This window comes from Amycolatopsis sp. N2S4-7 (genome assembly GCF_058119595.1).
This window is the reverse complement of the sequence record NZ_CP172299.1, coordinates 4,741,196-4,755,337: the sequence shown is the minus strand read 5'-3', so window position 1 is coordinate 4,755,337 and position 14,142 is coordinate 4,741,196. Positions and strand designations below refer to the sequence as shown.

The window sequence follows — 14,142 nt, the reverse complement described above, 5'->3', positions numbered from 1 at the left end:
TCACCCATGGCAGATTACCTCCGGATAGAAACTGTCGCGGCACCCGTTTCGGAGTGCTCTTCCTCGCCGGTTCCGACTGCTTCCGACGTGTTGGACACTAGTGCTCCACCCGGGTGGAGCAGGACCTCCGCACGGTGGAGATCCGGGTGGACTCCGGGGACGGCGCCAGGTGGGGCCCGATCGGGTGACGCGGGCGAAAAACCGCCGCTGACCTGCACAGACAGCAGCCGGGCGCGCTGTTCGCGCGCCCGGCTGCTGTCATGACCCCGGAGCGGGCGCCGGGGGGAGTGTGCGCCGGCTCCGAGGTGGCTCGCACGGGTCCGGCCCGCCCGCGACCAATCGTCGATCAGTCCATCGGCAGGTCGACCGGGGCCAGTTCGGAAAAGAGGTCGCCCGGCCCCGGATTGCCCGGAACCGTCGTGCCGCCGAGGTGGTTCAGTACGCCCCAGACCGCATTCAGCGCCGTTGTCACGGCGCCTTCCGCGAAACCGCCTGTCCACGATATGTCATCACCGGCGAGAAAGAAACCCCGCTGTTCGGGGGACATGTCCTGCTGCATGAAATGGGTGTACAACCGCCGCTGGTAGCGGTAGTGGCCCGGCAGGTTGGCCTTGAAGGCGCCGTTGAAGTTGGGCTCGTTCTCCCACGTCACGGTGATCGGCGGGCCGACGATGCGCTGCCGGATGTCGACGCCGGGGTAGATGCGCTCCAGTGCCGCCAGGATGCTGTCCATCCGCTCGTCGTCGTCGAGGGTGGCCTGCTTCGCCGAGTCGTCGTTCCAGGTGTAGGACAGGCACATCACGCCGGGCCGGTCCGGGCCGTCGTCCATCAGGTACACGCTGCGCGGGCCCCGGTCGGTCAGCGTCATGCTCAGCGTGTCGCGGCCGGTGCCCGGGTCGGTGTCCCGCCAGAACGGGCGGTCGGTGAGCACGAAGACCTTGGACGAGCCCATGTAGTGCGTGCGCTCCACGGCGGTCCACAGTGGACGCGGCAGCAGGCGGTCGTCGGTGCGGATCCGGGTCAGCAGCAGCCGCACGTGCGGGGTGAAGACCACCGCCCGGTACGTCCGCGTGTCGCCGCCGGTGTCGCGCACCACGATGCCGTCGCCGTCCCGCTCGAGGCGTGCGACGCCCGGCCGCGGGTGCCCGCCGTGCAGGCCGGCGAGCGACGTCCCGTCCGGCCAGTGCGCGGCGCCGTGGTGGCGGTGGGTCCAGAGCCGCTCGGGCAGCTGCTGGCAGCCGCCGACGATGCTGCGCTGCTCGTCGTCGGCCCCGCTGAACACCACCCGGAGGATCTCCAGGATGGAGTTGGGGAAGTCGGTGTCCCAGCCGCCGGTGCCGAACCCGACCTGGCCGAAGATCTCGCGGTGCCGGAAGGAGGAGAACGACGTCGAGTTCGCCAGGAACTCGTAGAAGGACTGGTCGTCGAGCCGGGAGACCAGGTTGTTCCAGATGGCCTTGATGCTCCCGACGTCCCGGCGGCGGATGGCGTCTTCGATCGCCGAGCGCTCGGCGTTCTCCTGCAGCGCCTTGTCCCAGGCGTCGGACACCTGCTGGTAGATCGACGGCAGGTCGGCGGCGGTGCGCGCCCAGTGGCTGCGGCCCTCCAGGTCGACCACCGTGCTCGGGGTGTCCGGGCCGAGCGGGTTCGGGAACGGCTTGGTGCCGAGGCCCGCTTCGGTGATGTAGTGGTAGAGCGCGGTGGCGGAGACGGGGAACCGCATCGCGCCGAGCTCGGCGACCGCGTCCGGGTGGCCGTCGAAGGCCGCCGAGCGCATCCGGCCGCCGAGCTGCTGCTCCGCCTCGTAGACGACCGGCCGCAGGCCCAGGCGGAGGAGCTCGTGCGCGGCGACGAGGCCGGCCATGCCGCCGCCGACCACGGCCACTTCGGTGCCGAGGACCCCGGCGGGCAGCGTGCCGAGGCCGCCGGGGTGGGCGATCCAGTCGTCGTAGGCGAACGGGAAGTCCGGCCCGAACATCGTCAGCGGACCGGAAAGCGTCCCGTTCTCCCGCGGACGCTCGAGGGGAAAAGTAGTCATGCGCGATCGTGCCTTTCTGCGGGCCGGGTTCGAATGCGGGCAGAGCACGAATTCGAGAATGACGACGCCGTGCGCGCCCGGATACCCCTGGCCACCCCTAGCTCACTCGGCGACCCTGGTGCGGCCGCACCAGGCGAACACCGGCACCTGGTCGCCGCCGCTGGTCGTGGTGAACTCGCCCGCGTGGGAAAAGTGCTCGTAACCGGCCCCGAAGCTGACCTTGGCGACGTCGCCGAGGTCGCCGACCGTCCACTCGCGATACCGCTCGGTCAGCGCGGCGGGACCACCGGAAAGCGTCACCTTGATTTTCGACATGATGCATCCTCCGTGGGTTCGTCTGGCGCGGGATGAAAGAACGGAAATGTGTTCTGCGTCTCCCGACGATGCCGGACGGCAGATCGGCGTGTCAAGGTGGGCGGCTCCTATTCCGGAATGGCGGCCGAGCAGGGGTCGCGGCTATTCCGATAGGGGTTGTCCCCGGTGCCGCCGGGCTGCGAATCTGCTGCGGAAGACCTTCCGGAGAGGGGAGAACCGTGCACGAAAGCAGGTGGATCCGGAGTTTCCACCGCCGGTCCGGCGACGGCCACCGGCTGGTGTGCTTCCCGCACGCCGGCGGCTCGGCCAGTTACTTCTACCGGCTGGCGAAGGAGTTCGCGGCGGCTCCGGACGGCCCGGCGGAAGTGGTCGCCGTGCAGTACCCCGGCCGCCAGGACCGGCGCGCCGAGCCGTTCGCGAGCGGCATCGGCGAACTGGCCGACGAGGTCGCCGCCGTGCTGGCCGGCGCGGACGACCGGCCCGTGACGTTGTTCGGGCACAGCATGGGCGCCACGGTCGCGTTCGAAGTCGCGCTGCGGCGGCCGGTGGCGGCCGTGGTCGTGTCCGGGCGCGCGGCGCCCGCGGCGTCCCGCGGCGGGACGGCGCACCTGCTCGGCGACGACCAGCTCATCCGGGAGGTGCGCGCGCTGGCCGGCACGGACGCCGCCCTCTTCGGCGACGACGAACTGGTGCGGATGGTGCTGCCGGCGATCCGCAGCGACTACCGGGCGATCGAGACCTACGAGCCCGTCCCGGGCGCCGCGCTGGACGTCCCGGTCGTCGCGCTGACCGGCACCGAGGACCCGCGCGTCACGGTGGCGGAGGCCGCCGCCTGGGAGCGGCACACCCGCGGCGCGTTCGAGCTGCACACCTTCCGCGGCGGGCACTTCTACCTCGACCACCACCTCCCCGCGGTCGCCGCCCTGCTGGGGCCGCGGCTAGGGGTGGCTAAGGGGTTGTCGCTGTCTCGGCCGCGGACCTAGTGTCGCAAGCACGGATTCCGTCGGCGTCCACAATGGAAGGTGGAGAGAACCGTGCGAGTTCTGTGCACTGTGACCGGCTCGCCCTCGCACGCCAGGGCGATGCTCCCGATCGCCAGGGGACTGGCGGAGGCGGGGCACGAGATCCTCGTGGCCACGTCGGACTACCTGGTGAAGACCTACGACGGCGAACCGGTCGACGTCCACGTCACCATGCCGGACCTCGGCGAGGTCATCCTCAACATCCGCGAGTACTCCGCCGTGCACAACGGCGGCGTGCCGGACGAGCGGCTGGACATGATTTCGTTCGCCGGCGAGAAGCACGTCACCGCCGCCTACGAGAAGACCATCCCGCTCGCCCGGGACTTCGCGCCGGACCTGGTCCTGCGCGACGGCTCGGAGCTGGCGGGCTGCCTGATCGCCGAGGCGCTGGATGTGCCGCTGCTGTCCGTGCCCTCCGGCGCGGGCAACACGCTCGACCCGGACGGCCTGCTGCCGCTGCTGAACGAACGCCGTCGCGAGGTGGGTCTCCCCGAGAGCACCGACCGCGACGCGATCCACAAGAACGGCCGCATCGACTGCATGCCGCACCGCTACTCCTTCGCGAACTACGGGCCGCCGCGGGCGTTCGCCTACCGGCAGCCGCTGGACGTCAAGCGCAACCTGCGCCTGCCCGACGAGGTCGCCGCGCTGTCCGGCGACAAGCCGCTCGTGATCGCGTCGATCGGGACCACGCTCGGCATGGTCAAGACGATCCGCGAACAGGGCGTCGCGGCGGACGAGCACTCGCCGGAGGCGGCGACCCCGCTGGCCGCCATCGTCCGCGGGTTGTCCGAAGTGGACTGCCACGCCGTCGTCGCGACCGGCGGCTACCCGGTGGAGGTCCCGGTCGGGGCCAACGTCCACCTCTACGACTGGATCCCGCAGCCGCTGCTGCTGCAGTGCGCGCAGGTGTTCCTGACCCACTGCGGCTACAACAGCACGCGCGAAGCGGTCGGCGCCGGTGTCCCGATGGCCGGGCTCCCGCTGATGGGCGACCAGGAGTACCACGCCACCCGTGCCGAAGAGATGGGCCTGGGCAAGAAGGTCCCCGAGGAGAGCGGGCCCGCCATCGCAGAGACCGTCACGGCGCTGCTCGGCGACGGCGAGGTGCGCGCCGAGATGCGCCGCGCGCACCGGGAAATGCTCGCCCTGCCGGGGGTCGACGGCGTCGTCGAGCACCTCGAGCACGTGGTGGCGCGGGCGCGATGAGCGGCGAGTTCGCCATCGAGGCGGCCGGGCTGACCAAGACGTTCGGGAAGGCCCGCGCGGTGGACGGCGTCGACCTCGCGGTCCGCACCGGCGGCGTGTACGCGATCCTCGGCCCGAACGGCGCCGGGAAGACCACCACGGTGCGGATGCTGGCGACGCTGCTGCCCCCGGACGGCGGCACCGCCCGGGTGCTCGGCCACGACGTCGTGACCGAGGCCGACCGGGTGCGCGGCCGGATCAGCCTCACCGGGCAGTTCGCCTCACTGGACCAGGACCTGACCGGGCGCGAGAACCTGGTGCTGCTCGGCAGGCTCTTCGGGTTCCGCGGCCGGGAAGCGCGCGAGCGGGCCGACGAGCTCCTGGACGTCTTCGACCTCACCGAAGCCGCGTCGCGCCCGGTGAAGACCTATTCGGGCGGGATGCGGCGGCGGGCGGACATCGCCGCCGGGCTGGTGGTCGCGCCCGACCTGATGTTCCTCGACGAACCGACAACCGGGCTCGACCCCCGCAGCCGCAACCAGGTCTGGACGATCGTGCGCGCGCTCGTCGCGGCTGGCACCACGGTGCTGCTCACCACGCAGTACCTGGACGAAGCCGACCAGCTCGCCGACCGGATCGCGGTGGTCGACCACGGCCGCGTGATCGCGGAAGGGACGTCCGGGGAGCTCAAGGCGTCCGTCGGTGCGGCCGCGCTGCGCCTGCGGCTCACCGACCCGGCCGACCGCGAGCGGGCCCGCGCGCTGCTCGCCGGCCGGCTCGGCGTGCCGGTCCACGCCGGCGCCGAGCCGGGGACGCTGACCGCGCAGGTCGCCGACCGCGCGGCCGAGCAGGCGTCCGCCGCCCTGACCGGGCTGTCCGGGGCGGGCATCGGCATCGCCGACTTCGGCTTGAGCCACCCGAGCCTGGACGAGGTCTTCCTGACCCTGACCGGGAAACCGGCCGCCGGCCGGGCCGCGTGAGAAAGGCGTGCTGACGTGACGCAAGCGCAAGTCCCGGAGATCGCACTGGCACACCTGCGCGGCGTGCTCACCTCGCGCCCGCGGCCGCCGCGCCCCGGCCCGCTCACGACGTCGCTGGTGTTCGGCACGCGGACGCTGCTCAAGCTCAAGCACCTGCCCGAGCAGCTCGTCGACGTGACGGCGTTCCCGGTCATGCTGACGCTGATGTTCACCTACCTCTTCGGTGGCGCGATCGCCGGCTCGACCGGGGACTACCTCCAGTACCTGCAGCCGGGGATCCTGGTGCAGACCATCGTGATGATCACGATGACCACCGGGAGCGCGCTGAACACCGATCGCGTGTCCGGGGTGTTCGACCGGTTCCGTTCGCTGTCCATCTGGCGGCCGTCCGCGCTGGTCGGCGCGCTGCTCGGCGACGGCGTCCGCTACCTGCTCGGCTGCGCGATCGTGCTGGCGCTGAGCCTCGTGCTCGGGTTCCGCCCCGCGGGCGGCTTCGGCGGGGTGCTCGCCGGGGTCGCGCTGGTGCTGGTGTTCTCGTTCAGCCTCGGCTGGCTGTGGACGACGCTCGGCCTGCTCCTGCGCACGCCGCAGGCCGTCACCAGCCTCAGCATGTTCGTGATGCTGCCGCTCACCTTCGCCAGCAACATCTTCGTCGACCCGAAGACGATGCCGGACTGGCTGGGCACGGTGGTGGGGCTCAACCCGATCACCCACCTGACCACGGCGGTGCGGGCGGCGATGCAGGGCACGCTGACCTCCGGGCAGACGGGGGTGGTGCTGCTGTGGTGCGCGGCGCTGGTCGGGGTGTTCGCGCCGGCGACCATGCGGCTGTATCGGACCCGGCACTGAGCGTCATCGTTTGGTACGGTGAAATCGAAGATCAAACAGGGAGGAACCGGAAAAATGGGATTGATCTCCAAAATTGCGGGGATGCTGGGCGGCAAGAAGGGTGTCGACCGGGAGCGGCACAACCGGGAAAAGGACCTGGACAAGGAGCGCCGGCGCGACAAGAACGGCAACCGCCGCTAGGTCTCGGCTCGGCCTTGCCTTGCCCCGCAAGGCAAGGCACGGGTTAACTCCCCGCAAGAAGGCTGCTTAACTCAGACATTTCACCGGCCCGGCGGACGCCGGTCGGCTCGCGTTCCGCCGTCGTTCACCCCGCACGCCCGCCTATTTCATTTGCGGTCCCTAAGTTTCTCGGCGCAAGCCGGGAACAAAGGTAAGGGACCCATGGACGCACCCTTGGCAGTGAGAGCGCGCGGGATCACCAAGTGCTTCGGTGACGTCGTCGCGCTCGACGGCATCGACCTGGACGTGGCGCCGGGGCGGATCCACGGGCTGGTCGGCCCGAACGGCGCGGGCAAGACGACCCTGCTCGGGCTGCTGCTGAGCCTGGCGGTCGCCGACGACGGCAAGCTCGAAATCCTCGGCACACCGGTCGGCAGCGCCCTCGCCGGGGTCGCGGGGTTCGTCGACGGACCCGGCCTCTACCCCTCGCTCACCGCCCGGCAGAACCTCAGCGCGCTGGCCCGGCTCCGCGGGCGCGGTTCGCGGTCCGCTGACATCGATGACAGCCTCGGCCAGGTCGGGCTGACCGACGTCGCCGACGACCGGGTGCGGGGCTTCTCCCTCGGCATGCGCCAGCGGCTCGGCCTCGCCGCCGCGCTGCTCACCGAACCGCGGCTGCTGGTGCTCGACGAGCCGGCCAACGGCCTCGACCCGGCCGGCAAGAAGCACGTCCACGGCGTCCTCGACCGGCTCGCGGCGGAGGGCACCACCGTGGTGCTGTCGAGCCACCGCATGGACGACCTCGAGGCCCTGTGCTCCGAAGTCACCATCCTCGCCGCCGGCCGCGTCGTCTTCACCGGTCCCTTGGCGAAGCTGTCGGCCGAAAACGACGAACTCGACTACCGGCTGCGCACCTCCGACGCCGGTTCCGCCCGGCGGGTGCTCGAGGACACGGCGGGGATCCGCCTCCTCGAGGACACCGGCGCGCAGCGGGACGCCGAGGTGTTCGTCCTCCGCGCGCGGGTGCCCGCGGTGGACGAACTCGTGCTGCGGCTGGCGAAGGACGGCGTCGCCGTGCGCGAACTCGCCCCCGTGGTGTCCCCGCTGGAAGCCGCGTTCCTCGCCCTCACCGAGCAGGAGACCGCCCGATGACCGCGTCCGTCGCCGTCGCCCGTCCCGTTCCCGTGTCCCGCGGCTACCGCTTCGAGCTGGTCAAGCTGTTCTCCACCTGGCGGATCCGCCTGCTCGTGCTGGCCTGCTGGATCGCGCCCGCCCTGTTCGTCGCCGCGGTGAGCGAGCAGAGTTCGCTGCCGGTCGACACCCTCTTCGGCCGCTGGATGAACGCCACCGGGTGGGCCGGGCCGCTCGTGATGCTCGGTTTCGCGGGCACGTACGCGCTTCCGCTGCTGACGTCGGTGGTCGCCGGGGACGTGTTCGCGGCCGAGGACCGGCTCGGCACCTGGCGGCACCTGCTCGTCGCGGTCCGGTCGGCCCGGCGGATCTTCGTCGCGAAAGCGCTTGCCAGTCTCACCGTCATCCTCGTGCTCGTCGCCGGGATGGCCGTGTCGAGCACGGCGGGCGGGCTCCTCGCCGTCGGGAACCGGGCACTGGTCGGCTTCGACGGCCACCTGCTGACGCCGGGGGACGCCGCCGCGCAGGTCCTGCTCGCGTGGGTCTGCGTGCTCGCCCCGACCCTCGCGCTCGCCGCGATCGGGCTGCTCGGGTCCGTCCTTTGGGGACGGTCGCCGATGGGGCTGCTGCTGCCCGCCGTCGTCGCCCTCGTGATGGCGCTCGCCCAGCTGCTGCCGCTGCCCGTCGCCGTCCGCGTCGCCCTGCCCAGCTACGCCTTCATCGCGTGGAACGGCTTGTTCACCGACCCGGCCCAGCTCGGGCCGCTGCTGATCGGCGTCGGCGTCGGCCTGGCGTGGGCGGTGCTCGCGACCGCGCTGGCGTACCTGCTGTTCGTCCGCCGCGACTTCACCAACCTCGCCCACGACGGCTCGGGGCGCCGCGCCCTCACCGTCGGCGCGCTGCCGCTCGCCGGGCTCTTCGCCGTCACGGTCGCGGTCCTCGCCGCGTCGACGCCGGCCCTGGGCACCGGGATCGAGCAGGACAAGGTGCAGCAGTCGGTCGCGACGGCGTTCGCCCACCTCTACCGCCTGCAGACCGCGCAGCTCAACCGCCCGGACGTCACCGAGGCGCAGCTGGCGGCCACGGCCGCGTGCACCAAGGGCGACGGGCTGGTCGCCCCCGAAGGGCCAGGCAACGACTGGCGGTGCGTCGTCTCCTGGCACCTGCCCGGCATCGACGCCACGGGGTCGGCCGTCTACCAGCTCGACATCACCTCGGACGGGCGGTACGTCGCCGACGGCGACGGACCGAAGGAAGTGAACGGCTACTTCCAGGTGCGGACCCCCGAAGGGGACCAACCCAACCCGCTCTGGCAGTTCGACGCGAACGTCGAGCTGCTCTCCTCCACCCCGAAGGGATAACCCATGCAGGTAACACGCCGCAGACGGCGTGTCGGGAAGGCCCGCTCCGGCCTTCTCGGTCACCTCGGTGGTCACCGGTTGCGCTTCGCGACGGCCGGTTCCGCCACGCTCGTGCTCGTCGCCACCGGCACCGGGATCGGTGTCGCTTCGACGCGGCAGTTCGGCGAGGAGCACGTCGGCCAGGTCACCGAAAACGGCCAGGTCGTCTCCGCCGACCAGTACATCAAGCCGATCGGCGACCGCCTGGTCGTCAACAACGGCAAGATCATGGCGTCGTCCGTCAGCCCGGACGGCAGCCACCTCGCCGCGCTGACCACCGACGGCGGGATCGCGCTCACCATCGTCGACCTCAAGAGCTGGAAGGTGCAGCAGCTCGTCGGCAACTCCGCGACGGCGAACCTGCGCATCGCCGGCAACGACGTGGGTCAAGAAGGACCCTCGTACTCGCCGGACGGCAAGGCGCTGTGGCTGGCGCAGACCGACGGCTACACGCGCTTCACCGTGAACGCCGACGGCACCGTGTCGGCTCCGACGTCGGTCAAGATCCCGGCGGACGGGCCGAAGCACGCGCTGGTGGCGCAGGCGGTGTTCTCGCCCGACGGCTCGACCGTGTACTCCGCCGTCAACGGCCAGAACCGCGTCGTCGCGCTCGACGCGGCGACCGGGGCGATCAAGCAGAGCTGGGCCGTCGGCAACGCGCCGCGTGACCTGGTCAAGGCCGGGAACAAGCTGTACGTCAGCAACGAAGGCGGCCGCCCGGCGAAGCCCGGCGAGCCGACGCTGAACTCGTACAACACCCAGGTGCCGGCCAGCCCGACCACCGGGGCGACGACCAGCGGCACGGTCAGCGTCATCGACCTGGCGAACGCGGCCGCCGCGCCGAAGAGCATCGACGTCGGCCTGCACCCGACCGCGGTGTACTTCAAAAACGGCGCGCTGTTCGTCACGAACACGGCGAGCAACACCGTTTCCGTCATCGACACGAGCCGCGACCAGGTCGTGCAGACCATCGCGACCCAGCCGTGGCCGCAGGCCTCGGTCGGGTACGAGCCGGACGGGGTGACCCTCACCGGCGACGGGCACCTGCTGGTGACGCTCGGCCGCGCCAACGCGGTCGCCGTCTACCGCTACCAGCGGGCGCAGGAGCCGGTGAGCTACGTCGGCCTGCTGCCGACGGACTACTTCCCGACCGCGATCACCACGGTCGGGCCGGACGTCCTGGTCTCCAACACCCGCGGGATCGACGCCCTCCGCCCGACGACGGCGGCCGGGCACGGCACGCACGACACGACGTCGAGCCTGCAGAAGTTCCGGCTGCCGGACGACCGCGCGATCCGCGGGTACACGGCCCAGGTCTTCGAGCAGAACGGCTGGACGAACAACTCGGTCCAGGTGGCCACCGACAACGGCCACCGCAACCCGGTGCCCGTCCCGGCACGGCTCGGCGACCCGTCGACGATCAAGCACGTCTTCCTGCTGGTCAAGGAGAACCGGACCTACGACCAGCTCTTCGGGGACGACGCGCGCGGCAACGGCGACCCCACGGTGGCGCAGTTCGGCGAGAACGTGACGCCGAACCAGCACGCGCTGGAGCGGCAGTTCGGGTTGTACGACAACACCTACGACATCGGCACGAACTCCGCCGAGGGCCACAACTGGCTGATGCAGGCCGACAACCCCGAGTACACCGAGTCTTCGGCCGGTGAGTACCTGCGCAGCTACGACACCGAGGACGACGCCCTCGGCCACCAGAGCTCCGGGTTCCTCTGGACCGGCGCGCAGGCGGCCGGGAAGTCGGTGCGGAACTTCGGCGAGTTCCAGCAGTTCCTGACCAAGCCGGCCGGGGCCAGCTGGCAGAACCTGTACTGCGACTCGAAGAACATGGCGGCGACCGGCGAGCCCAGCGCCTACCCGCTGGTTTCGACGTCACCGATCCCGTCGCTGAACGACGTCTCGGTGCCGGCCTTCCCGAAGTTCGACACCTCGGTGCCGGACCAGTACCGCTACCAGATCTGGAAGAACGACTTCGAGAAGAACGGGCCGGCCAACCTGAACATGTTCTGGCTGTCCAGCGACCACACCGGCGGCCCGCCGAACGCGGCCGCCCAGGTCGCCGACAACGACCTCGCCGTCGGCAAGATCGTCGACACGATCTCGCACAGCCAGTACTGGAAGGACTCGGCGATCTTCGTCGTCGAGGACGACTCCCAGGCCGGTCTCGACCACGTCGACGGACACCGGGCGCCGGTGCAGATCATCAGCCCGTACGCCCAGCACGGCGTCGTCGACAGCCACTTCTACTCGCAGATCACGATGATCCGGACGATCGAGCAGATCCTCGGGGTCAAGCCGATGAACCAGAAGGACACCGCGGCGACGCCGATGAGCGCGGCCTTCACGGCGAAGCCGGACTACACGCCGTTCACCGCGGTGCCGAACCGCACCTCGCTGACGGGCGGCCTGGCGGCCCAGCCGTCGTGCGGCCCGGACACCCCCGCCCCGGCGAACCCGGCCGCCGCGCCGGTGCCGTCGTCGGTGGTGCCCGCGGACAAGCGGGAAGTGGCGGCGCAGTGGCAGGAGTGGACGACGCACCAGCGTCTGACCGGCCCGGACGCCGTCGCGGACTACGCCAACCCCGCGCAGCTGAACCACTTCACGTGGTACCAGACGCACGGCTGGGAGCAGCCCTACCCGGGGGAGAACCAGGTGTTCGCCCCCGACCGGGTGCCGGGCGCGTACCTCCCGTCGGCGGAATCCGACGGCTGAGTGAACACCGGGAGGCCTCCGCGGCAGGAGGCCTCCCGGTCAGCCCGGCGGGGGAAGGACCTTGCCGGGGTTGAAGATGCCCAGCGGGTCGAGGGCGCGTTTGACCGCGCGGTGCAGCTCCAGGACCTCCGGCCCGAGCTCGCGGGCGAGGCCGGGCCGCTTGAGCAGGCCGACGCCGTGTTCCCCCGTGACGGTGCCGCCGAGGTCGAGGGCGCCGGCGATGATGTCCTCGAACGCGGCCTGGGCGTGCTCGCGGGCGGCGTCGTCGCCGGGCGGGGTGACCAGCAGCGGGTGCAGGTTGCCGTCGCCGATGTGGGCGACGTTGGCGATGCGGACGTCGTGGCGCAGGGCGGCCGCGTCGATGCGGGCGAGCATCTCGGGCACGGCCTGGGTGGGGACGCAGACGTCCTCGGTGAGCACCGGGCCGAGCCGCTCCAGGGCGGGGTAGGCCAGCCGGCGCGCGGCGAACAGGGCGTCGGCCTCGGCCTGGTCGGTCGACTGGGCGGCCCAGGTCGCGCCGGCCTGTTCGAAGCAGTCCAGGATTTCCGCGGCCTCGTGCTCCCCGAGCGCGCCGGGGGCGTCGGTGCGGGCGAGCAGCACGACGTTCGCGTCGGCGCTGAGCCCCATGTTCTTCCACGCGTCGACGGCGGCGAGGCAGTGCCGGTCGACGAGCTCGAGCGCCGACGGCAGCACGCCGCGGGCCGCGACCGCCGCCGCGGCCCGCCCGGCGGCGACGGTCGTGTCGAAGTACCCGGCGACCGTGCGTTCGGCGGCGCGGGCGGGCCGCAGGCGGACGGTGACCTCGGTGATCACGCCGAGCGTGCCCTCCGAGCCCACCACCAGCCCGGTCAGGTCGTAGCCGGCGACGCCCTTCGCGGTGCGGCGGCCGAGCCGGACGAGCTCGCCGGTGCCGGTGACGACCTGCAGGCCCAGGACGTAGTCGCGGGTGACGCCGTACTTGACGCAGCAGACGCCGCCGGCGTTGGTGGCGACGTTGCCGCCGAGGGTCGACCACGGCGAGCTGGCCGGATCGGGCGGGTACCAGAGCCCGTGCCCGGCGCAGGCGGCGCGCAGGTTGTCGTTGACCACGCCGGGCTCGACGACCGCGTACCGCTCGTGCTCGTTGATCTCCTTGATCGCGGTGAGGCGGTCGGTGACCAGCACGACACAGCCGTCGACGGCGTTCGCCCCGCCGGACAGGCCGGTGCCGGCGCCGCGGGTGACGAGCGGGATCCGGTGGTGCAGGCAGGCGCGCACCACGGTCCGGACCTCGTCGGCGGTGTGCGGCCGGACGACCACCGCGGGCGGCGCGTAGGGCGCCCATTCGGCCTCGTCGTGCGCGAAACCCCGCACCACGTCCGGGTCACGGACCAGCCGGTCGGCCGGCAGGGCGGCGGCCAGGTTGTCGATCAGCATCCGCGGGAACCTCCTTCGTCACCGTGCCCCCACAGCAAGGCCTACGGCCATCTTGCCGGTCAGCCCAGGCCGGCGCGCTCCGCGAACGCCGCCAGCTCGTCGCGCTGCCGCGCCGGGTCGGCCGTCGTCGGGGTGACGACGAGCCGGGTGACCCCCTGCTCGGCGAACGCCTCGATGTCCTTTTCGGACAGGTCGAGGGAGCCCCACCGGGTGTGCTGCAGCGCGTCCGGGTCCCGGCCGGCGTCGAGCGCCGCCTTCCGCGCGAGCTCGAACTGGAGCCGGCGTTCGTCCGGCGTGAGCGTGCCGCCGGGGAAGTAGCCGTCCCCGCGCCGCCCGGCCCGCCGCGCCGCGGCCCGGCTCGAACCACCGACGTGGATCGGCAGGCCGGCGAGCCCGAGCGGCTTCGGGAAGCTGCAGACGTCTTCGAAGGCGAAGAACTCCCCGGCGAAGCCGACGCCGTCCTCGCCGCCGGCCCACAGCAGCCGCAGCACGTCGATCGCCTCGTCGGCCCGGCGGCCCCGGGTGGCGAAGTCGACGCCGGCCGCCCTGGCCTCGCCGGGCAGCGCGCCGACCCCGACCGTGAGCAGCCGCATGCGGCCGCCGGACAGCACGTCGATCGTCGCGAGCCGTTTCGCGAGCACGACCGGGTGGTGGTAGGGCAGCAGCAGGACGCCGGTGCCGAGCAGGATGCGCCGCGTCCCGGCGGCGACGAAGCTCAGGCACTCGAGCGGATCGCCGTAGGGCAGCGACGGCGGCAGCTCCCTCGGCCCGATCTTCGCGCCGGGGTACAGCGCGATGTGCTCCGGCAGGTACAAGGACTCGAACCCGCAGTCTTCCGCGTCCCGCGCGAACCGCAGGATCCGGTCCGGGTCGACGCCGAAGTGCGGTGTGCTGTAACTGATCCCGAATTCCACCGT

12 protein-coding genes are annotated in these 14,142 nt (G+C 71.8%); 8 read left to right on the top strand and 4 right to left on the bottom strand.

The genetic code is table 11. The features are described 5' to 3' along the window. Positions 1 to 346: 346 nt before the first annotated feature. Both ACH54P_RS22155 and ACH54P_RS22150 read right to left on the bottom strand, forming a co-directional pair. Positions 347 to 2,038 carry a flavin monoamine oxidase family protein gene (locus ACH54P_RS22155; RefSeq protein WP_489915670.1) on the bottom strand — a complete coding sequence of 564 codons (1,692 nt, stop codon included), beginning with the start codon at positions 2,036 to 2,038 and terminating at the stop codon, positions 347 to 349. A gap of 102 nt (positions 2,039 to 2,140) precedes the next feature. Next, a complete protein-coding gene (locus tag ACH54P_RS22150) occupies positions 2,141 to 2,353 on the bottom strand; it encodes a DUF5988 family protein (RefSeq protein WP_489915668.1) in 213 nt (70 codons plus the stop codon). Between the two features lie 218 nt (positions 2,354 to 2,571). Between ACH54P_RS22150 and ACH54P_RS22145 the strand changes: the two genes are divergently transcribed. The 8 genes from ACH54P_RS22145 (at position 2,572) to ACH54P_RS22110 (ending at position 11,809) form a co-directional block, all read left to right on the top strand. Continuing rightward, positions 2,572 to 3,336 carry a thioesterase II family protein gene (locus ACH54P_RS22145; protein ID WP_489915666.1) on the top strand — a complete coding sequence of 255 codons (765 nt, stop codon included), beginning with the start codon at positions 2,572 to 2,574 and terminating at the stop codon, positions 3,334 to 3,336. A 51-nt stretch (positions 3,337 to 3,387) separates the two neighbouring features. Next, positions 3,388 to 4,584 (top strand): glycosyltransferase, encoded by a 1,197-nt coding sequence (locus ACH54P_RS22140; protein ID WP_489915664.1) that lies wholly within the window; start codon positions 3,388 to 3,390, stop codon positions 4,582 to 4,584. Then, positions 4,581 to 5,543, top strand: a complete 963-nt coding sequence (locus tag ACH54P_RS22135) for an ATP-binding cassette domain-containing protein (protein ID WP_489915662.1) — start codon at positions 4,581 to 4,583, stop codon at positions 5,541 to 5,543. Before ACH54P_RS22140 ends, ACH54P_RS22135 begins: the two co-directional genes overlap by 4 nt. 15 nt (positions 5,544 to 5,558) lie before the next feature. Beyond that, positions 5,559 to 6,392 (top strand): ABC transporter permease, encoded by an 834-nt coding sequence (locus tag ACH54P_RS22130; protein ID WP_489915660.1) that lies wholly within the window; start codon positions 5,559 to 5,561, stop codon positions 6,390 to 6,392. A gap of 18 nt (positions 6,393 to 6,410) precedes the next feature. Then, complete coding sequence (locus ACH54P_RS22125) at positions 6,411 to 6,572, top strand: hypothetical protein (protein WP_489915658.1); 162 nt, start codon at positions 6,411 to 6,413, stop codon at positions 6,570 to 6,572. Between the two features lie 219 nt (positions 6,573 to 6,791). Continuing rightward, positions 6,792 to 7,703, top strand: coding sequence for an ABC transporter ATP-binding protein (locus ACH54P_RS22120; RefSeq protein ID WP_489916562.1), 912 nt, complete (start codon positions 6,792 to 6,794; stop codon positions 7,701 to 7,703). Further along, positions 7,700 to 9,043 (top strand): ABC transporter permease, encoded by a 1,344-nt coding sequence (locus ACH54P_RS22115; protein ID WP_489915656.1) that lies wholly within the window; start codon positions 7,700 to 7,702, stop codon positions 9,041 to 9,043. The genes ACH54P_RS22120 and ACH54P_RS22115 overlap by 4 nt, the downstream gene beginning before the upstream one ends. A 3-nt stretch (positions 9,044 to 9,046) precedes the next feature. After that, a complete protein-coding gene (locus tag ACH54P_RS22110; RefSeq protein ID WP_489915654.1) occupies positions 9,047 to 11,809 on the top strand; it encodes a bifunctional YncE family protein/alkaline phosphatase family protein in 2,763 nt (920 codons plus the stop codon). 39 nt (positions 11,810 to 11,848) lie between these two features. Here ACH54P_RS22110 and ACH54P_RS22105 read toward each other — a convergent pair whose 3' ends face one another. Then, positions 11,849 to 13,225 carry an FAD-binding oxidoreductase gene (locus ACH54P_RS22105; RefSeq protein WP_489915652.1) on the bottom strand — a complete coding sequence of 459 codons (1,377 nt, stop codon included), beginning with the start codon at positions 13,223 to 13,225 and terminating at the stop codon, positions 11,849 to 11,851. 59 nt (positions 13,226 to 13,284) lie between these two features. Then, positions 13,285 to 14,139 (bottom strand): TIGR03619 family F420-dependent LLM class oxidoreductase, encoded by an 855-nt coding sequence (locus ACH54P_RS22100; protein WP_489915650.1) that lies wholly within the window; start codon positions 14,137 to 14,139, stop codon positions 13,285 to 13,287. Positions 14,140 to 14,142 lie beyond the last annotated feature (3 nt).